The following is a 19,982-nucleotide window of genomic DNA, read 5'->3' as shown; positions in this document are numbered from 1 at the left end:
GGCTGGTTACTGCCGCTGGCCGTACCAACGGCCAATCACGAGCCGGTCCAGCACGGCGAAGAGCGTGAAGACCGCCACGCCGAACACGGCCGTCAGCGCGATAGCGGTGAACAGGGCGTCCATCTGGATCCGCAGCGTGTAGGTGCGCAGTAGTCCGCCGATGCCCACGGGGCCCTGCTGGAAGAAGTAGTCGCCGACCAGTGCGCCGATCACCGACAGCCCGGCCGCATTGCGCAGCCCGGTGAAGATGGCGGGCAGGGCGGCGGGGAACTTCAGCTTGGTCAGGCGCTGCAGTGCCGTGGCCTTGTTCAGAGTGAACAGGTCGTGGCTGGCGGCACTGGCCGACTGCAGCCCGAACAGGGTGTTGGAGATCATCGGGAACAACGCGATGATCACGCACACGATCACCCGAGCACCGAGGCCGTAGCCGAACCAGATGCCGATGAGCGGCACCAGGGCGAGGATGGGGATGGTCTGCAGGATGACGGCGTAGGGATAGAGAATCCGTTCGGCCCACCCGGCCGAGGACATCAGCACGGCGTAGGCGATCCCGACGGCGACCGCGATCACCAGCCCGACCATCGCCACCGACACACTGCGCCCGAGCGCCTCGAGCATCGGAGTCATCACCGCCGGGTTCGTGGCCGTGTTCCCGAACGCCTCGTGCGGAGGCGGGAGCAGGAACCGCTGCTCGGCCGGCAGCAGCAGGTAGGAGACGAGGTACCAGATGGCCGCGATCCCGGCGAGGGCAAGCAGGATCGGAGCCGCCTTGCCGAGCGCGGCTCGCCACCGGGGAGGTCCGGTGACAGCGGTCGCGGGTGCCGTGCCGAGAGTGCGCGCCTCCACCTCGGGAGCGCTGGGGCGCGTGGCCGGGCCCGGAATGCCGACGGGGCGATCGTTGCTGGCCGGACTCTGGCTTGTCTGCCCGGTCTCGGTGGACGGCTCCGGCCGGTCGGCCGGCTGAGTGGCTGGTACGTGCTGGGCTGGTGGATGCTGGGCTGCGGTGTGCTGGGTACGTGCGTGGGTGGCGGTCATGAGTGCTCTCCCAGTGCGGTGGAGACCTCGCCGGTGAGGGCGGCGAACTCGGATGAGTAGCGCAGCTCCGGCGGGCGGGGGTAATCCCAGGGGATGGGGATATCGGCGACGACCTGACCGGGCCGTCCGCTCATCACGATCACGCGGGTGGACAGGTACACGGCTTCGGAGACGGAGTGGGTGATGAACAGGCCGGCGAACTTCTTCAGCTGGAAGATCCGCTGGAGTTCGGTCTGCATGCGCAGCCGGGTGATCTCGTCGAGTGCGCCGAAGGGTTCGTCGAAGAGCGCCAGATCAGGGTCGGTCACCAGCGCCCGGGCGATGGAGACGCGCATGCGCATACCGCCGGAGAGCTGGCGGGGGAACTGCTTCTCGAAGCCCGTCAGGCCCACGAGATCGAGGACCTCCTGGGCTCTGGAGCGACGTTGGGAGGTCGGCAGTCCGCGCAGTTCGTCAGCCAGTTCGACGTTCTTGGCGGCGGTACGCCACTCCAGCAGTGTCGCTTCCTGGAAGACGTAGCTGGTGGCGTGGGCGTTGACCTCGACGGTGCCCTCGGTGACGTCGTCAAGCCCGGAGGCCAGTCGTAGCAGCGTGGACTTGCCGCAGCCGGAGGGGCCGACCACCGAGACGAAGTCCCCGGAGCGCAGGTGCAGGTCGACGTCGGTGAGCGCCACGGTGCCGGTGGCGAACTGCTTGGAGACGCCGTCGAGCACCAGGGTGCGGGTCATGGAGTCCGGTTGTGAGGCGGTGGGAGCGGGGGCGGAAGCGGTCGGGGCAGTCATGGGTCACCTTCCGATCGGGGTGGGGCGACGAGTGGGGGTGGATGACGGGGTCGTCGTGGGTGCCGTGGCCGTGGCACCGCGAGGTCTGGACTCTGTGGGGTCGAGGGCAGGGTGATCGAGGGAGCTGCGCACCCGGGTGTCGGCGACTACCCGGCCTCCGGAGACCACGACGCGCGCGGTGGTCCCGCCTGCGATCACCTCCCCGAGGTCGGCATCGGGCACCAGCAGGAAGTCGGCGGCCGCACCGGGTGTGGCGCCCACCGGCGGCAGACCGAGCACGGTCCGGGCGGACGTGGTGACCGCCGCAAGCGCCTCCTCCGGGCGCAGGTGCCCGGCGCTCACAAGCAACGAGGTCGTCTCGAAGGGGTCGGCCCGCCCAACCGGGTTGAACGGGTCGCGCAGATTGTCTGCCCCGGCGGCCAGGTCGATGCCCGCATCGAGGATCGCCCGCAGCGGGGCGATCCCGCGGGGTATGAGGCGGGTGTCATGCCAGCCCTGGAGGTAGAGGTTGGTGATCGGGAGGGTGACGATTCCCAGGCCCGCGCGCGCCACCACGTCGAGCACGGGGGCGAGATCCGCCGGGGGCAGGGAGCCCAGGCGCACGCAGTGGCTGGCGGTGACGCGCTGGATCAGCCCTCGGGCGAGCACCTGCTGGGCGAGGTCGGCTATGTCAGGAACGCCGCTTCTTTCGTCGAGGGTGGTCTGCTCGTCGGTGTGCAGGTCGACGGGCAGGCCGGTCCGTTCGGCGAGGTCGAGCATGCGGGTGGTCTCGTGCCGCGGGTCGCTGGCCAGGTGCGGGCAGCCACCGATCACGTCGATGCCGTGGTCGACAGCCTCGGCGACCACCGCGTCCGGGGCATGCTCACCCGCGAGCAGGCACACCTGCAGCGTGAGCGTCCCACGTAGCTGTTCGCGCAGGGCCACCAGGGCGTCCACCCCGCGCAGCGGGTCGCCCGTCATGTGAACGTCCACGTGCGTGCGCACCGTGGTGATGCCGCGGGCGAGATAGCGCCCGACGGTGGCCCGTGCGCGGGTAGTGATGTCACCGGCGTCAATGGTCGGGGTGATGGACCGCCAGGCGTCGATTGCCCCGACCAGGTCGTGCCCGGTCCCGGGCGGGATCCGGTTCGCCGTCAGCGCCTTGTCGAGGTGAGCGTGGGGTTCGCTCGCGGCCGGGACGAACCGCCAACCGGTGGCGTCGAGAACTCCGGTCGACTCGACCGCTCCGAGTGCACCGAGTGCACCGGGGGCACCGGGGGCACCGGGGGCATCACGCGTGCCGCTGGCCGCTGTGGCTGCACCGCGCCCAGTCGTCGCCTCAGGCCCGGCGCCGGCACGTGTGACCGCGGTGATCGTGCCGCCAGCGAGGGTGAGGTCGGCGATCGTGCCGTCGAGCAGACGTACTCCGCACAGGCTTGTGACCACGGTGCCGGTGAGGTCCGCCCATGCGTCGGGGGCACCCAACGAGACTGGGCCGGTTGCAGGGCCGGTCATCGTGGCCCTCCGGACGTCGCATCGGTCAGGATCACGACGCCGTCGTGCTCGTGCCGCCAGGCCCGACCCCCGAGCAGGTCACGCCCCGGCACGGGGCGAGTGACGCCGTCCAGAACGGCCTCGGCGGCCGCGGCCACGTTCCGGACGTGAGTACCGGGCATCTCCGGACGCAGATTGTGCGCGACCAGCGCCCGCTGTGCCCCGAGGGCGGCGAGGCGGGCCGTTGAGGCCGCGAACGCCGTCAGATCGGCCTCAGATCCGTGCAACCAATGAGCGGCACTGAGGACCGTGTCGCCGGTGACAAGGGTGCCGGTGGCTTCCTCCCAGACGCTCAGGGCGTCCGGTGCGTGGCCGGGTGTGTGCAGGATCGTCACGATGCGGCCACCGAGGTCGATCCGCTGCCTGTCAGCGAGGGGGACGCTGGCTGGGGTCGCGGGGATCTGCCAGCGACGCAGGTCGGGTAGGTCCCGCATGCGCGGCAGGCCGGCGAGAGCGAAGAAGGACTGGTCGTCGATCTCGCGCAGCGTGTGGTGCTCGGCCACGACCTCGCGCATGACCCGGGCGTAACGGGCCAGGAAGGCGGCGTCGACCTCCACGAGCTGGGAGGAAGGGTGCGCGGCGAATCCCGCCACCTCCAGTCGGCCCTCCCGGTGGGCGCGGGCGAGGTCGGCGTGGCCGCCGCGGTGATCGGCGTGCGCATGGGTGGAGACCACCAGCACCGGCAGCGTCGTCAGATCAGCGACGATCTCGCTGATCGGCGCGATGCCCATCCCGGAGTCGATGAGAAGGGCGCGTTCGCGGCCGGTGAGGAGATAGCTGTTGACGTGGCCGGGTTCGGCGATCAGCTGCCCGCCCCCGAGGTCGCGGACGTCGAACCAGTCGGCGGCACGGGCGTGGCCGGCAGGTCGGGACATCGCGATCTGGTCCTCCGGCTCGGGGATCACGGCGGGGTGGGTGCGGTGGCCACGAGGGGTGCCGGCTCCTGAACTCGACACGTCCGCCGAGCCGGCCGGATACCAGCCGCTCATCGCCTCGACGCACGAGCTGGTTGTCTGAACCTGCATGCCACCTCCCGGGTGCTTCCGACTCGAAATGTTGATGTGGGTAACATCGAGCAACGTAAGCAGCGACTATTTCGCTGGCGTAACCGATCAGCACCGGATGTGTGAACATGACGACCACCGCGCCGAAGAGCCCGCGCAGAACGCGCAGGAGACAACCGACGAAACAGTCGGAAGCCGACGTGCTGCTCGGTGCCGCCATCCGCACCGCACGGAAGGAGCGCGGGATGACCCTCGTGCAGGTCGGCGCCGCCAGCGGCCTCTCCCACCCGTTTCTGTCTCAGCTCGAGCACGGCCGCGCCCGGCCGTCGATGCGTTCGCTGTTCCAGATCGCGCAGGCGCTGGGCACCACGCAACAGGAGTTGCTGGCCGCCGCACGGCCACCCTCGGACGAGGTGCAACGCGGCAGCGCGGCGCCGCTGGTCGATGTCGACTCCGGAGGGGCACGGCTGCTGATGCAGACACCCAGCGGCACCGGGGTCACCGAGTTCCTCGGCGCACCGCCCCAGTTCGAGGACTTCTTCCGCCACTCCCGCCACGAGCTGCTCTACGTGGTCTCCGGCTCGATCGACGTGGAGATCCTCGACGATCAAGGCATCTCCACCATCACCACCCTCGGCCCGCGGGACTCGATCGGCTATGCCGGCGAGACCGATCACAGGTTCCGCCGGCACGGGCCGGACCCGAGCGTGGTGCTGGTGGTGCACACACCGGACGGCCCCAAGAGCGCCTGACGAACGACCTGGCCCCACATCCGGACCACACGCCGGCACGTGCGGGGCACTCCCCTGCACCTGAGCATTCCCTCACCCCCCTGCATCCAAGGAGAGCACGTGCCCGAGAACCTCACCGGCGCCCCGCTACCGATCCTCGACCGCTGGGTCGCCGAAGCCGATGCCGCCGGCCTTCCCCTTCCGAGCACGATGACGCTCGCGACCGCCGATGCCGCGGGCGCCCCGCACGCCAGGACGGTGCTGGTGACCCAGATCGGCCACCAAGGCCTGCGGTTCCACTCCTCGACCCCGACCAGCAAGACCGAGGACATCGCCGCCAACCCCCGCGTCAGCGCCGTCTTCCACTGGCCGGCCCTCGGCCGGCAGGTGATCCTGACCGGTACCGCCCGCGAGCTCCCGGCCGAGGTCTCCGACGCTGCCTACCCCACCCGGCCCCGGCAACTGCAGCTCGTGGCCTGGGCCTATCAGGATCTCGCGACCCAGGAGCCCGGAACGGACGGGGAAATCGATCAGACCCGGATCCGGGAGCGCTTCGATGCGGCGGCCTCGCGTGAACCGCTGACCCGGCCCGCCGGTTGGACCACGCTGGAGCTCTCACCCCGGCGGATCGACTTCTGGCAGGCCGGCACCGAGGACACACCCCCGACCAAGACCCGCTTCACCCGGCCGGACGGCGCGGATGCCTGGCGCGTCGTGGACACCCTGCCCTGATCGGCTCGACACGGATCCGTCGGTCTGCGGCAGCATGAGCCCGCACCCCACGCAGCTGTGTCAGTCGCGCCGCCGGGTGTTTCACGCAGGTAAGAACTTCGTATCCGATGTTCGCCCGGTCAACACCCGGGGTTAGCGTCGGGAAGGTGAGCACCACCATGATTGCCGACCCACCCAGCCCCCTCGAGGAGCCCCTCGGACCAAACCCAGCCTGGCCCGACCGGGAGCTGGAGCGCGCGTTCTGGCGCTACGAGACTGCGTTGATGGCCGACGACGTCGCCGCACTGGACGACCTCTTCGCCGCGAGCACCACCACACTGCGCTCCACCGGCGGCGCCACCCTGGTCGGTCACGCGCACATCGCCCGGATGCGCGCCGCCCGCGGCGGGGCACCCCAACGGCGACTGACACGCGTGCACCTACGCAACCTCGGCCCCGGGTGCACGCTGGTGGTGGCCGAGTCCATTCGCCCCACGGGTTCGACCGGGGTGCAGACGCAGGTCTGGGAGCTCCTGGAGGGCCGGTGGCAGGTCACCGCCGCCCACGTCTCTAGTGACGGCCCAGGCGAAGAGTGGCGCGCTGCGACGATCCGCCTGCTCTCCGGCTCCGACTCGACTATCTGGCGGGTTCCACCCGGATCGTCCCCGCTCGTCTCAGGCAGGCCCGGAGGACCCCTGACCGGGGCGAGCGTCGCCGTCAAGGATCTGTTCGCCATCGCCGGGCAGCAGATCGGCGGCGGCACGCCGGCCTGGCTCGCCCAGGCACCGACGGAACAGCGCCATGCGGCGGCCGTGGAGCTGCTCACGCAAGCCGGGGCGGACGTGATCGGCATCGCCCACACCGACGAGCTGGCGTTCTCCCTCGCCGGCACCAACATCCACTACGGCACGCCCCCCAACCCCGCCGCTCCCGGCCGCATCCCCGGCGGTTCCACCAGCGGACCGGCCGCCGCCGTGGCCACCGGCGCCGCCACCATCGGGCTCGGCACGGACACCGCCGGCTCGATCCGGGTGCCGGCCGCCTACTGCGGCCTGTACGGCCTGCGCACCACCCACGACGACGTCCCGCGCCGTGGCCTACTCGGCCTCGCCCCGTCCTTCGACACCGTGGGCGTGCTCACCCGTGACATCGCCACCCTGCGCGCCGCGTCGGCCGCACTGCTGCCCACCTCCGCCCCCACCGCCGTGACCCGCCTGATCTTCGCCCCGGCGCTCCTGGCCCTGGCCGAGCAGGAGACGCAAACCGCGACGATCGCCGCACTCCGGGCCATCCCCGCCGACGTCAGCCAGGTGCATCTCGACCCGGAGGAGCTGGAAACCTGGTTCACCGCCTTCCGTATCGTGCAGCAGGCGGAGGCCTGGGCGATGCACGGCGGGTTCGTCTCCCACCATGGCGAATCGCTCGATCCGGCGGTGCGTGAACGCTTCCGGACCGGTGCACAGGTGAGCGCCCAAGCCGTCACCTCCGCCCGCACGGTGCTCGACCACGCGCGCGACCAGTTGCGCGACCTGCTCGACGACGCCGCTCTTGCGCTGCCCACCACCTCGGCTCCCGCTCCGGTGCGGGATGCGAGCGAGGAGGAGATCGCCACCGCCCGCGCCGGAACGCTGCGGCTGACGTGCCTGGCCTCGCTGGCCGGCTTCCCCCAGGTGAGCGCACCGACGCCGCGCGTGGGGCCGTTGCCTGCCGGGCTCTCCCTGATCGGGCCGCCCGGCAGTGACCTGAGCCTGCTCGACATGCTGGACCGATGAGAAGGACACGATGACGACGACAGCACCGCCTGCACCGGCACTCGAGCGCAACCGGTGGGGGCTCTCCCCGGACGCCGTCGACCTGCGGCGCCCACCGCGGCCGGAACGGCCGCTCACCGTGGCGGCCCATCCGCAACGGCTCGTGCTGGACCTGGCGAGGACCGCCGTCGTGGTGGTGGACATGCAGAACGACTTCTGCCACCCGCAGGGGTGGCTGGCTGGGATTGGCGTGGACATCAGTGGTGCCCGCGAGCCGATCGCGCCGATCGCCGGACTGCTGCCGGTGCTGCGCGAGGCCGGCGTGCCGGTGGTGTGGGTGAACTGGGGGAACCGGCCCGACCAGGCGAACCTGCCACCCGGGGTGCGGCACGTCTACGACGGCGATGGCACCGGCGGCGGCATCGGCTCGACCGCTTCGCCCTCCGGGAGCCCGGTGCTGACCACAGACGCCTGGGCCGCGGCCGTGGTTGACGAGCTCGAGATCGCACCCGAGGACGTGTGCGTGGACAAGTACCGGATGAGCGGCTTCCCGGACTCACCGTTGGATTCGATCCTGCGGAATCTGCGGGTGGACACGCTTCTCTTTGCAGGGGTGAACGCCGACCAGTGCGTACTGGCCACGCTCACCGATGCCGCGAACCTGGGATATGACGTGGTGATGCTGGAGGACGGCGTGGGCACCACGAGCCCGGAGTTCTGCATGCAGGCAACGGTGTACAACGTGCGACAGTGCTTCGGGTTCACGGCTCTCGGGTCCGACCTGGAGGCGGCACTGGCGGCACAGGAGCAGGGCTGATCGACATGGCCGTGTTCGATCCGCAATGGCTCGGGGACCTGGGGGCCGCCCGTCCCGACCCCGGGGGTGGTGCCGCGACGGCGGCCGCACTCGCCCTGGCCGCCGCCCTGACGGGCATGGTCGCCCGCTACGCGCCGGACAGTGACGAGAGCCGCGCGATCGCCGCCCGTGCGGAGGCCGTGCAGGAGGAGGCGACCGAGTTGATCGATGCCGATGCCCGCGCCTCCGCCCGGTTCGCGGAGGCGTTCCGGCTGCCGGAGACCACCCGGGTGGAACGGCGGCACCGGGAGGCCGCGATCGAGCTGGCCGTGGAGGTGGCCCACGCGCGGGTGAGCGAATGCCGTGCGGCGGCGCGGCGCTTGCTGCCTGATCTGGACCGCCTGGAGGTGATCGGCAATGCCGCGGTCCGGGCGGACGTCGCCGTGGCGGCCGAGCTCACCGGCGCGGTGATCCGGGCCAGCGAGATCACCGGGGCGGCGACCCTGGCAGCGGGCTCAGGCGCGCGAGCAGCAGCGGAGTCAGGGACGGTCGCGCGCGCCGGCGCCGACTAAAAGGTCCACGCTCTTCAACGCGGCCGCACCGGGTGAGTGCTGCATCGCGATCAACGCTGGGTGCCACATCAACGCATCCTCAACGGTGTCTCAAGCCGGCCGTGGCGCCTCGGTCGCGGTGACCCGGATCGTATACAGGCTTGTCGTGGCCGTGATGAACAGCTCCCGCCCGTCGGGGCCGCCGAAGCAGACGTTGGAGACGGTCTCCGGCACCTCGATCGTGGCGAGGTGATTACCCTCGGTCGAGTAGATCTGCACGCCGTCGCCGGCGGAGGTCCAGATGCGGCCCTCGGTGTCGATGCGGAATCCGTCGGAGGCGCCCGGGCGGACCGTGGCCAGGACCCGGCCGTTCACGCACACGGGAGATCCGCCGTCGGGAATCTGCACGTCGTAGGCGCGGATATGGCGCGCCCCCTCCCCGGTGTCGGAGACATACAGGACCGACTCGTCCGGTGAGAAGGCCAGCCCGTTCGGGTGAATCATGTCGGTAACCATGGCGGTTGCCTCGCCGGTGCTCTCGTCCAGGCGGAAGACGTAGCAGCCGCCATACTCCTGGGGCGCCTGGCGGCCTTCCTTGTTGGTGAGGATCCCGTACGGCGGGTCGGTGAACCAGATCGCGCCATCGGAGGCGACCACCACGTCGTTCGGGGAGTTGAACCGGTGGCCCTGCCAGGAGTCCACCAGGGTGACCGGGGCGGGGGTCGCGTCGATGCTGTCGCGTTCGACCGCGCGCCGTCCGTGCGAGCACTGCACCACAGCACCGGTCAGATCGCGGGTGCGGCCGTTGGTGTACTCGGCGCCGGAGGAGTAGACGCGGGTGCGCCCGGAGGTCAGTTCGTGCTCGAGGATCCGGTTGTTGGGGATGTCGCTCCAGCGCACGCGTCCGGCGGTCGCGGGGCCGGGCAGCCAGATCGGGCCTTCTGCCCAGACGCTGCCGGTGTAGAGGCGGCGCAGTTCGGCGCCCGGCTCAGTGAACAGTTCGACCATGCACACAGCCTGGCAGAGAAACGGCCGGCGCGACCGCATCCTGCGGCCACCGAGTTGCCAGGTGTCACTCGTTCAGCTGTTCGACTCCCACGGATTGAAGCATCGAACGCCGAGCGGCTCGAAGTGCTTGATGTTCCGCGTCACCACCGTCATCCCCGCCGCCTGCGCGACGGCCGCGATGAGGGCATCGTCCAGCGGCGCGTGCTCCGGAACGCGGTAGGTGGCAAGAATTCGAGCTGCCCGCAGGTCGAACGGAAGGACCCGGTCCGCGAAGGCCGGGAGGACCCGCCCCGAGAACCACCGGCGCAACACCGCGCCCTGTTCCGGGTCGGAACGCTCCTTGGCCACGACACCTCGTTCGACCTCGGCGACGGTCAGTGCCGTGACGAACTGGTCGGCCACCGGCACCGACGCCGCCCACGCCGCGACTGCTGGCTCACGCCCCCGAACGCGCAGCGCGGAGATGACATCGGTGTCGAGGACGTACATCAGAGATCGGGAGTCCTCGCCGCCAGTCCGAGGCGCTCTGGCTCGAACTGGATATCCGCTCCCTCGTCCGTATTCAGCAGGTCGACCATCGTGGCGGGCTCACTGTCCATCGCCTCGGCGAGGATGGCGCGCGCCTCGGCCTCGCTGGACCTGTGGTGCTGCTGCGCCCTCGCCTTGAGGGCAGCCTTGGTTCCTGCCGGAAGATTGCGAATCACGATCTGTTCCATGGCGGCCGCCTCCGATATCAACACGATGATATCGGCCCGTGAAGTGCTCTGTCCACAGACCTAGCCCCGGATGTCACACCGCCCCCGTAGCATGGCCGGCGTGCTGCACATCCACCGCTCCGAGCGCACCGACGCCCTGGTCGCGCCGCTCGCGGAGGTGCTCGCCGAGGCACCGGAGGATCCCTTCACCCCGGACGTGGTGGCCGTGCCCACGCGCGGGATCGAGCGGTGGCTCGCCCAGCGCCTCTCCCACTATCTGGGGGTCCCCGACGGCGCAGGTTCCGCGGGCGTATGCGCGAATGTCGACTTCCGCTCCCCCGGGCGGCTGGTGCAGGCGGTGCTGTGCGCGAGCACCGGGGTGGACCCGGATGAGGATCCGTGGCGCTCGGCCCGGCTGGTGTGGCCGGTCCTGGAGACCGTCGACGCGTGCCTGGACGAGGAGTGGGCCGCACCGTTGTCTCGGTTCGTGGGCGGAGCAGACGACGGGCAGGGCGACGCCATCCGCCGGTCCCGCCGGGTCGCGCTGGCCCAGCGCATCGCCGGCCTGTTCTCTGCCTATGCTCACCAACGTCCAGATCTGATCACGGCGTGGCGGGAAGGCAGCGACGCCGACGGCCACGGCATCGCGGTCCCGGACGATCTGCACTGGCAGCCGGAACTCTGGCGGCGGGTGCGCGAGCACATCGGCACCCCCAGTCCGGCGGAGACACTGACGACGGCGCTGACCGCCATCGAAGCGGATCCGGAGGTGGTCGAGCTGCCGGGCAGGCTCTCGGTCTTCGGGCCCACCCGATTGCCGGAGGATCAGCTGCGCGTGCTGCGCAGTCTCGCCACCCACCGGGAGGTGCACCTGTGGCTGCCGCACCCCTCCACGGTGGTGTGGGACGCCGTCGCGACCATGCCCCCGCCCGGGATCCGTCGGGCGGATCAGGAACCGGTGGCACGTCACCCGCTGCTGGTCTCGATGGGAACCGATGGAAGCGAGCTGCAGCAGCGCGTGCAGCGGGGTGCGGCCACGCACCATCACCCGGCCCCGGAGCCGCCCGCCACCCTGCTCGGTCGCCTGCAGCGATCGTTGCGGGAAGACGAGCCTGAACTGGGCCACGAAGCGCTGGCCGCAGGCGACCGCAGCGTGCAGGTCCATGCCTGCCACGGCCGGGCCCGGCAGGTGGAGGTGCTGCGGGAGGTTCTCACCGGGTTGTTCGCCGCCGATCCGAGCCTGGAACCCCGGGACGTGGTGGTGATGTGCCCGGATGTGGACGCCTTCGCCCCGCTGATCACGGCGACATTCGGCGCCGCTCCCGGGGAGACAACCCCCGACGCCGGGCAGGCGCACCCGGGGCAACAGCTACGGGTGAGCCTGGCCGACCGGGGCGCCCGAAACACGAACCCAGTGCTGGCAGCGCTGGACACGGTGCTCCACCTGGCCGACAGCCGGGTGAGTGCGCCGGAGGTGCTGGACCTGGCGGCGACGACGCCGGTGCGGCGCCGGTTCCGCCTCAGTGAGGACGATCTGGACCGCTGGCGCACCTGGGCTGTCGAGGTGGGTGTGCGCTGGGGTGAGAACGGTGCCCGCCGCACCCGCTACGGCATCGACGCCTCCATACGGCAGGGCACCTGGGAGGCGGCGCTGGACCGGGTGCTGCTCGGAGTGGCGATGGCCGAGGAGGACTCCCGCTACGTGGGAGCCGCGCTCCCGGTGGACGACGTCGGTTCCACCGACGTGGAGGTGGCGGGCCGGTTCGCCGAGTTCGTGGACCGCCTGACGAGCCTGCTGGCGCGGCTGGATGGGGCGCATCCACTACGGCACTGGCTGGACACTCTCGATGACGCCGTGACGCTGCTGACCGAGGCGGAGGAGCCGTGGCAGACGATCCATGCCCGCCGGGTGCTGGCCGACGTGCGCACAGCTGGCGGTTCGGGCGGGACCTCGGCGTCTGGTGAGGAGTCGCCACTGCTGCTGGCGGATGTGCGGGCGCTGCTCGCGGACCGGCTCGCGGGACGCCCCAGCCGCTCGGGTTTTCGCACCGGGGCGCTGACGGTGTGCTCGCTGGAGCCGATGCGCGCCGTCCCCCACCGGGTGGTGTGCCTGCTGGGCATGGACGACAACGCCTTCCCCCGCTCCCCCACCCCGAGCGGCGACGACCTGCTTGCACGCGATCCCTGCCTGGGTGAGCGGGACCTGCGCAGCGAGGACCGACAGATCTTCCTGGACGCGATCACCGCCGCCGAAGAGCATCTGGTGGTGGTGCACACCGGGGCGGACGAGCGCACCGGCGCACCGCGGCCGCCGGCGGTTCCGGTGGCCGAGCTGGTGGACGCACTCGACCGGGTGGCCACCGCGCCAGGCGGCGGGCCGGTTCGCGACCACGTGGTGGTGCACCATCCGCTGCAGACGGTGGACGAGCGCTCCTTCACCCCGGGCACCCTGGGTGCCCCGGGTCCGTTCAGTTTCGATGCGGCCGCCTTCCGCGGTGCGGTGGCCGGGCGGGGGGAACGGGTCACCCCCGGGGTGCTGGTCACCGAACCCCTGCCGGCTCCCGACGGCGTCCCTTCCGCACTGCCGGGCCCTCACCTGCACGGTGGTTCCGCCGGTACGGGGGCTCGTGCCGGGGAGAGTGCTGCTCCGCCCGTGCTGGACCTGGACGAGCTCGTGGAACTGCTCGAGCACCCGGCGCGCTGGTTCGTGCGGCGGCGGCTGGGCGTGCAACTGGTGCGCGACGAAGACGAGGTGGACGACCGGCTACCCCTGACGGCCGGAGGTCTGGACTCCTGGGCAGCCGGCGATCGCATCCTGGCCGCGGTACGCCAGGGAACCGAACCGCGGCAGGCGTTTCAGGCGGAGTGGCGCCGCGGGCAGATGCCGCCACGGCAGTTGGGAAACGCCGCCCTGCTCGAAGTGATGGAGCGGATCCGCCCGATCCACGCGATGGCCACCGAGGCCGCCCGTGTGGGCACCTCGACCGGGGTGGACGTGCTGGCCGAGACCGGCTCTGGATCCAGCACGGTGCTCATAGCGGGCACTGTTCCCGGCGTGCACGGGGAACGGGTCGTCCGCGCGGAGTACTCGCGCCTCGGGGCCAAGCACCGCCTGCGCGCCTGGGTACAGCTGCTTGCCCTGGCGGTCAGCGAGCCCGACCGGGCCTGGCACACCGTGACCATCGGCCGCGGGGAGAGCAACCGATACGGCGAGGACGTGCCGACAGCGGCAGCGAGCCAGCTGCGTCCGCCCGGAGATGCCGGCGCGGTGCTCGCCGATCTGGTGGCCCTGCATGCCGAGGCCACCCGCATACCGGTGCCGATCCCACCGAAGATCGCCGAACGCTACGCCACCGCCCGCTCCAAGGGGGCCAGCCCGGACTCCGCACTGGCACAAGTGCGCCGCGGGTGGCGGTACGACTACCAGGCGGACGACCCGTTCCACGTGCTCTGCTTCGGTGAGGCGGCCAGTCTGGAGCAGGTGGCGGGCGCACCGTCGGAGCAGGATCTTGCCCGCTACCCGGAGGAGACGACGCGCCTGGGGGCGCTGGCCCGGCGGGTATGGGACCCGCTGCTGGCCTGTGAGGAGCGGATCACGTCATGACCGACCGGATGCACACCAGCCGGGCCGAGACAACCGATCCGGCCGACACCGCTGGGCCTGATCACGGGCCCGACCACGTGCCCGCCCACGGTGCCGCCCGTGGTCCCGCCCACGACCGTGACACCTCGCGGGCACCGATCGACGCGGCCACCTTCGACGTATACGGCCCGCTGCCGGAGGGCACCACCGTGCTGGAGGCCAGCGCCGGCACCGGGAAGACGTTCACGATTGCGGCGCTGGCGGCCCGCTACGTGGCCGAGGGCGTGGCCGAACTGCGCGACCTGATGTTGGTGACCTTCGGACGTCAGGCCACCTCCGAGCTGCGAGACCGGGTGCGCGAACGGCTGGTCGGTACCGAACGGGCGCTGCGGGCCGCGGACCCGGCCGGCAGCGACGACCCGCTGGTGGCGATGTTGGCGGATGTGGATCCCGACGAGCTGGACCGCCGTCGTGCCCGGTTGGCGAGGGCACTCTCCCAACTGGATGCGGCCACGATCACCACCACCCACGGGTTCTGCCACCAGATGCTCACGGCGCTGGGCATCGCCGCAGACGTGGACCCGGCGGCGACGTTCGTCGCAGACGTGGCGGACCTCGTACGGGAGGTCACCGACGACCTGTACGTACGCGAGTTCTCCGACGAGAAGCACCCCCAGCTGACCCCGGACGAGCTCTACGCGCTGGGGAAGGCCGCCGTCAGCGATCATGGCGCGGAGCTGGAGCCGAAGGGTGCTGCGGGCACTGCCGGCAGTGCCGACAGTGCCGACAGTGCCGACAGTGCCGACTCTGGTGCACTGCGGTACCGGCTCGCCGTAGCGGTGCGCGAGGAGACCGAACGGCGCAAGCGCGTGGGCCACCTGCTGGACTACGACGACTTGCTGGTGCTGCTGCGGGATGCGCTCCGGGATCCGGTCCATGGCCCGGCGGCAGCGCAGCGGGTGCGTGAGCGCTACCGGGTGGTGATGGTGGACGAGTTCCAGGACACCGACCCGGTGCAGTGGGAGATCCTGCGCACCGCCTTCCACGGCCATCGCACGCTGGTGCTGATCGGAGACCCGAAGCAGGCGATCTACGCCTTCCGGGGGGCAGACGTAGTGGCCTACCTGGACGCCAAACGCGACGCGGCGGCGACCGCGACGCTGGGTACGAACTGGCGCAGCGACGCCCCGCTGCTGCAGGCGTTGCACACGGTGATCGGCGGTGCGGCGCTCGGGGACGACCGGATCACCGTGGGACCGGTGACCCCCGCCCACAGCGAGGAACGCTTCGACGGCGGACCGGCACTGCGGATCCGGCAGGTCACCAGGGAGGCGATGGGGGTGCGCCCCGGCAAGGACGCCTACGTGGGCGAGGCGCGATCGTTCGTCGCGGCCGACACGGCCGCGGACATCGTGGCCCGGCTCGGGCAGGCGCGGATCCGGGACGAGGTGGGTGGCGCCTGGCGGGCGTTGCAGCCGGGGGACGTGGCCGTGCTGACCCGCACGAACGCGCAGGCGGAGCAGGTACGGGCCGAGCTCAACGCCCGCGGTGTGCCGGCCGTGGTCTCGGGGCTGTCCAGCGTGTTCGCCACGCCGGCCGCCCGGGAGTGGCTCACCCTGCTCGATGCGCTCGAGCAACCGGGCTCACGGCAGCGTGCGTCGGCACTGGCGCTCACCCCATTCGTCGGCTGGGACGCCACACGGCTGGCGACGGCGGAGGACCGTGACCGTGACCGGCTCGCCGAGACGGTGCGCACCTGGGCGCGCCTGCTCGCCTCCCGCGGGGTGGCGGCACTGCACGAGGCCGTCACCCGCAGTGGGGTGGCCGAGCGGCTCATGGCGACCACAACCGGGGAGCGTCGCCTGACCGACCTGCGGCACGTGGGCGAAGTGCTGCACACGGTCGCGGTGACCGAGGGGCTGGGTGCGGCGGCGTTGACGGGGTGGCTGCGCCGTCGGATCCGGGAGGCCACGCGCGACTTCGAGGAGGAACGCAGCCGGCGGCTGGAAACGGATGCGGCGGCCGTGCAGGTGGTGACCGTGCACGCGAGCAAAGGCCTCGAGTTCGGTGTGGTGTACGTGCCGTTCGCGTGGGACCGCTACGAGTCGGCCACCCCGTCGGTGCTGGGCTTTCATGCCGACGACGGCCGCCGGATCCTGCACGTAGGCGGGCAGGGCTCACGGTTGTACCGGGAGGCGCGCGAGCGGTACCAGCGTGAGGACAGGGGTGAGGATCTGCGACTGCTGTACGTCGCCCTGACCCGCGCCCGGCACCAGGTGGTGGCGCACTGGGCGCCCACCCGTGGCAACTCGGCGAAGGGACCGCTCACACGAGTGCTACTCGGGGCGCGGGAGCTCGGTGGTGCCCCCGCGGTGGCGGCCGACACCTCAGCGATGCGGGACGACGCGGCCCGGGAGGCGTTCGAGGCGCTTGCTGCCCGGTCCCCGGCGATCGCGGCGGAGCTGGCACCGGCGGATGCGAGCCGGGAGCGGTGGGTGCCGCCGGCCCGGGACGCCCCGGAGCTCTCTGTGGCGCACCTGGACCGGCTGCCGGATGTCAGCTGGCGGCGAGCGTCGTACACGGCCCTGACGGCGGCGGCGCACCACGCAGGTCCAGCGGCCGCTGCGGGCCACGGTGAGACAGCCCGGCCGGCGGGGGTGGTGAGCGAACCGGAGGGTGCGGGAGTGCTGGACGAACCTGCGAGCGAGGCGAGCGCAGAGGACGGATTCGTGGTTGACGTCGCACCCGTGGCCGGCGATGCTCCCGGGCTCGACCTGCCCTCGCCGATGGCGGACCAGCCCGCGGGGGCCGCCTTCGGCACCTTGGTGCACGAGGTGCTCGAGTACGCCGATACCGCGGCCGCGGACCTGGACGCCGAGCTCCTGGCGCGGTGCCGGGCGGCCTCGTCCGCTCGGGTGGACGGACTGGATGTGGAGTCGCTCGCCGATGCACTCGGGACGGTGATGCGGACCCCGCTGGGCCCCTTGGCCGGCGGGCGGACGTTGGCGCAGATCGATCCGGCGGACCGGCTCTCCGAGCTGGAGTTCGAACTGCCCCTGGCTGGTGGTGATGTGCCAGGTGGGCGCGAGGATGGTGGTAAGGATGGCGGTCAGGTCAGGGCGGCGGCTGCGTCCGCTCCGGCGGCTGCGACGGCTCCGGCGGCACCCCTGCGTGCGGCGACACTGCTGGACATCGCAGACGTGCTCGAGGGCCACCTCAAGGCGGGCGACCCCTTCGCGCCCTACCCGCAGATGCTCCGGGCCCTGGCCGCGGACCCGCAGGGACCGGTGGAGCTGCGCGGGTATCTGACCGGATCGATCGATGCGGTGCTGCGGGTGCGTGAGGCACCCTCCGACGGCAGCGGGTCGTCGGCGGGTAGCCCGGCACAGCGAGAGAGCACGCAGTTCCTGGTGTGCGACTACAAGACGAACCGGCTGGGCACGCCAGGCGCGGACCTGACAGTGCACGACTACCGACCCGAGGCGGTCGTGGAGGCGATGCTGCACGCGCACTATCCGCTGCAGCTGCTGCTGTATCTGGTGGGCCTGCACCGATACCTGCGGTGGCGGTTGCGCGGCTACGACCCCGACGTGCATCTGGGCGGGGGCTTGTACCTCTTCGTCCGGGGCATGGCAGGTCCGCAGACCCCGGCCGGGCCGGACGGTTCGCCGTTCGGGGTGCTGGCGTGGCAGCCCCCGACCGGACTGGTGCCGGCATTGTCGGAGGTGCTCGATGGGGTGGGCACTCAACGCACTCAGGGAACAAGGCGGACTGTATGAGCACGGTGACCACCTCCACCCTGGCGAGCGTCGACGGGGACGTGCGCACCGCCGTCGGGGCCCCTCCCCTGCTAGCGCGCTTCAACGCCGCCGGGCTGGTGACCGCGACGGATGTCCAGGTGGCGACCCGGTTGGGCACGCTCACCGGGGAAGGTGACGAGCGGGTACTGCTCGCGGTCGCGCTGACCGTGCGAGCGCTCCGTGGGGGGTCGGTGTGCTTGCACCTAGGCGACGAAGCGGAGCTGGAGGCGCTGCGGCTGCCCGACGACGCCGTGCTGGGCGAGCAAGCAGCGGAGCCTCCGCCGTGGCCCGAGCACCCTGGATGGGTGGCAGCGGTGCAGGCCAGCCCGATGGTCGCCGTCGGGAGTGAGGATCACAGCGGGCACAGCGGCCACCATGGCGCGGGACCTTCGCAGCCCGACGTGCGGCCCGCCCGCTGGGTGAACGGGCGGTTATACCTGGACCGGTACTGGCGGGATGAACTGACCGTGCGGCGGCTGATCGACGCCCGGCTCACGGCGCCGGACCTGGATGTGCCCGGCGATGCCGGCGGAGCACTGGACCGGTTGTTCCCCGAGGCCGGGGACGACCGGCAGCGCCTGGCGGCCGCGCACGCGCTGCGCAGGCGGCTGACGGTGCTCACCGGGGGCCCGGGAACGGGAAAGACGACCACGGTCGCGCGCCTGCTGGCGGTGCTGCAGGACGCCGCGGGGCCGGTGCGAGTGGCGCTGGCCGCACCCACGGGGAAGGCGGCGGCGCGACTGCAGGAGGCGGCAGCCGAGGTCGTCGGGTTCTTGGAGGACTCCGACCGGGACCGGGTGGGGATCCCGGAGGCGACGACGGTGCACCGGCTACTCGGCTTCAAGCCGGGGAGCAGCACTCGCTTCGCGCACGACGCCGCGCATCACCTGCCGCACGACGTGGTGGTGGTGGACGAGACCTCGATGGTGCCGCTGTCACTGATGGCGCGGCTGCTGGAGGCGTTGCGCCCGGACGCCCGGTTGGTGCTCGTGGGCGATCCGGATCAGCTGGCGTCGGTGGAGGCCGGTGCGGTGCTCGGTGACCTCGTGGCACGGCCACCGGTCGCGGAGGCGCCGGTAGGGCTGGAGACGGTGGGGGCGGCGCCTGAGCGCGGTGAGACGGCGGCCGATCTCGGCAACGGTGTCGTTCGCCTGACCACGGTGCACCGGCAGGAGCAGGGCTCGGAGATCCTGCCGCTGGCGGCTGCGATCCGGGCTGGGGACGCCGATCGGGTGCTGGAGCTGTTGCGGGCCGGCAGGCACGGGGTGGAGCTGGTGACGGCTGACGTCGAGCACCTGGAGGAGCAGGCGATCGCGGACCTGCGCCGTGATGCGGTGGCCGCTGGGGAGAAGCTGATGGCGCGGGCCGAGGCCGGGGACGCGGCCGGGGCGTTGAACGCACTGAATGAGCACCGGCTGATGCTTGCCCACCGGCGCGGGCCGGCCGGGGTGGCCCGGTGGGCGGCGCAGGTGGAGATCTGGGTGCAGGAGGGGGCACGCGCGGCTGCGGGGACCATGCCGACCGCGCCGACCGCGCCGACCGCGCCCACGATGCCGGCGCGACTGTCCGGTTCCCCGTGGACGGTGGGCCGGCCGATCCTGGTGACCAGCAACGACAAAGACGTGGGGCTCTACAACGGCGACACCGGGGTGCTGGTGGCCGACGGGGAGAGCGTGGTGGCAGCGTTCGGGGACCCGCGCCGCCCGATGCTCGTGCGCCCCTACCGCCTGCCCCCGGTGGAGACGGTGCACGCGATGACCGTGCACCGGGCGCAGGGCAGCCAGTTCCAGCGGGTGTCGCTGATCCTGCCGCCGGCCACGTCGCCACTGCTCTCGCGCGAGCTGCTCTACACGGCTGTGACGCGGGCGCAGGAGTCCGTGCGCGTGGTGGGCAGCGAGGAGGCCGTGCGGGTGGCAGTGGAGCACCCGGTGCGGCGGGCGAGCGGGCTGCGGGTGCCGTTGGGTTGATGTGAGCCGCTGGGGCGATGTGAGTCGCTCAGTGG

At 71.7% G+C, this 19,982-nt stretch carries 15 protein-coding genes; 8 read left to right on the top strand and 7 right to left on the bottom strand.

The features are described from left to right. Positions 1–6: 6 nt before the first annotated feature. From IM660_RS02770 to IM660_RS02755, 4 genes are read right to left on the bottom strand one after another with little or no spacing between them, the layout of a single operon-like run. Positions 7–1,035 carry an ABC transporter permease gene (locus tag IM660_RS02770; protein WP_193497909.1) on the bottom strand — a complete coding sequence of 343 codons (1,029 nt, stop codon included), beginning with the start codon at positions 1,033–1,035 and terminating at the stop codon, positions 7–9. After that, positions 1,032–1,817 (bottom strand): ABC transporter ATP-binding protein, encoded by a 786-nt coding sequence (locus IM660_RS02765; RefSeq protein ID WP_193497908.1) that lies wholly within the window; start codon positions 1,815–1,817, stop codon positions 1,032–1,034. Before IM660_RS02765 ends, IM660_RS02770 begins: the two co-directional genes overlap by 4 nt. A 3-nt stretch (positions 1,818–1,820) precedes the next feature. Next, positions 1,821–3,311 carry an amidohydrolase family protein gene (locus tag IM660_RS02760; RefSeq protein ID WP_193497907.1) on the bottom strand — a complete coding sequence of 497 codons (1,491 nt, stop codon included), beginning with the start codon at positions 3,309–3,311 and terminating at the stop codon, positions 1,821–1,823. Next, positions 3,308–4,375, bottom strand: a complete 1,068-nt coding sequence (locus tag IM660_RS02755; protein ID WP_193497906.1) for an MBL fold metallo-hydrolase — start codon at positions 4,373–4,375, stop codon at positions 3,308–3,310. Before IM660_RS02755 ends, IM660_RS02760 begins: the two co-directional genes overlap by 4 nt. 107 nt (positions 4,376–4,482) lie before the next feature. On the opposite strand from IM660_RS02755, the gene IM660_RS02750 reads away from it, so the two are divergent. From IM660_RS02750 to IM660_RS02730, 5 genes are all read left to right on the top strand, one after another. After that, a complete protein-coding gene (locus tag IM660_RS02750) occupies positions 4,483–5,106 on the top strand; it encodes a helix-turn-helix domain-containing protein (RefSeq protein ID WP_193497905.1) in 624 nt (207 codons plus the stop codon). 99 nt (positions 5,107–5,205) lie between these two features. After that, positions 5,206–5,817, top strand: a complete 612-nt coding sequence (locus tag IM660_RS02745) for a pyridoxine/pyridoxamine 5'-phosphate oxidase (RefSeq protein WP_193497904.1) — start codon at positions 5,206–5,208, stop codon at positions 5,815–5,817. A gap of 146 nt (positions 5,818–5,963) precedes the next feature. Then, positions 5,964–7,568 carry an amidase gene (locus tag IM660_RS02740; RefSeq protein WP_210769064.1) on the top strand — a complete coding sequence of 535 codons (1,605 nt, stop codon included), beginning with the start codon at positions 5,964–5,966 and terminating at the stop codon, positions 7,566–7,568. A 10-nt stretch (positions 7,569–7,578) separates the two neighbouring features. After that, on the top strand, positions 7,579–8,364 hold the full coding sequence (locus IM660_RS02735) for a cysteine hydrolase family protein (protein WP_193497903.1): 786 nt from the start codon (positions 7,579–7,581) through the stop codon (positions 8,362–8,364). A gap of 5 nt (positions 8,365–8,369) precedes the next feature. After that, positions 8,370–8,915, top strand: a complete 546-nt coding sequence (locus tag IM660_RS02730) for a cyclodeaminase/cyclohydrolase family protein (RefSeq protein ID WP_193497902.1) — start codon at positions 8,370–8,372, stop codon at positions 8,913–8,915. 90 nt (positions 8,916–9,005) lie between these two features. Here IM660_RS02730 and IM660_RS02725 read toward each other — a convergent pair whose 3' ends face one another. From IM660_RS02725 to IM660_RS02715, 3 genes are all read right to left on the bottom strand, one after another. Beyond that, the gene (locus tag IM660_RS02725) at positions 9,006–9,902 is read right to left on the bottom strand and encodes an SMP-30/gluconolactonase/LRE family protein (RefSeq protein ID WP_193497901.1); all 897 of its coding nucleotides are present in this window, start codon (positions 9,900–9,902) and stop codon (positions 9,006–9,008) included. Between the two features lie 72 nt (positions 9,903–9,974). Beyond that, positions 9,975–10,391, bottom strand: a complete 417-nt coding sequence (locus tag IM660_RS02720; protein WP_210769063.1) for a type II toxin-antitoxin system VapC family toxin — start codon at positions 10,389–10,391, stop codon at positions 9,975–9,977. After that, entirely contained in the window at positions 10,391–10,618 is a 228-nt protein-coding gene (locus IM660_RS02715) for a FitA-like ribbon-helix-helix domain-containing protein (RefSeq protein WP_193497900.1), read from the bottom strand. Before IM660_RS02715 ends, IM660_RS02720 begins: the two co-directional genes overlap by 1 nt. A 100-nt stretch (positions 10,619–10,718) precedes the next feature. Between IM660_RS02715 and recC the strand changes: the two genes are divergently transcribed. From recC to recD, 3 genes are read left to right on the top strand one after another with little or no spacing between them, the layout of a single operon-like run. Continuing rightward, positions 10,719–14,201 (top strand): exodeoxyribonuclease V subunit gamma, encoded by a 3,483-nt coding sequence (recC, locus tag IM660_RS02710; protein WP_210769062.1) that lies wholly within the window; start codon positions 10,719–10,721, stop codon positions 14,199–14,201. Beyond that, the gene (locus tag IM660_RS02705) at positions 14,198–17,959 is read left to right on the top strand and encodes a UvrD-helicase domain-containing protein (RefSeq protein WP_246465099.1); all 3,762 of its coding nucleotides are present in this window, start codon (positions 14,198–14,200) and stop codon (positions 17,957–17,959) included. The genes recC and IM660_RS02705 overlap by 4 nt, the downstream gene beginning before the upstream one ends. After that, positions 17,956–19,947: an exodeoxyribonuclease V subunit alpha gene (gene recD / locus IM660_RS02700; protein WP_193497899.1), complete on the top strand. Its 1,992-nt coding sequence runs from the start codon at positions 17,956–17,958 to the stop codon at positions 19,945–19,947. Before IM660_RS02705 ends, recD begins: the two co-directional genes overlap by 4 nt. Positions 19,948–19,982 lie beyond the last annotated feature (35 nt).

The organism is Ruania alkalisoli (assembly GCF_014960965.1).
In the GTDB taxonomy this organism is placed as follows: Bacteria; Actinomycetota; Actinomycetes; order Actinomycetales; family Beutenbergiaceae; genus Ruania; species Ruania alkalisoli.
Note: the sequence above shows the minus strand (reverse complement) of the source record. Positions and strands in the feature narration are given on the sequence as shown.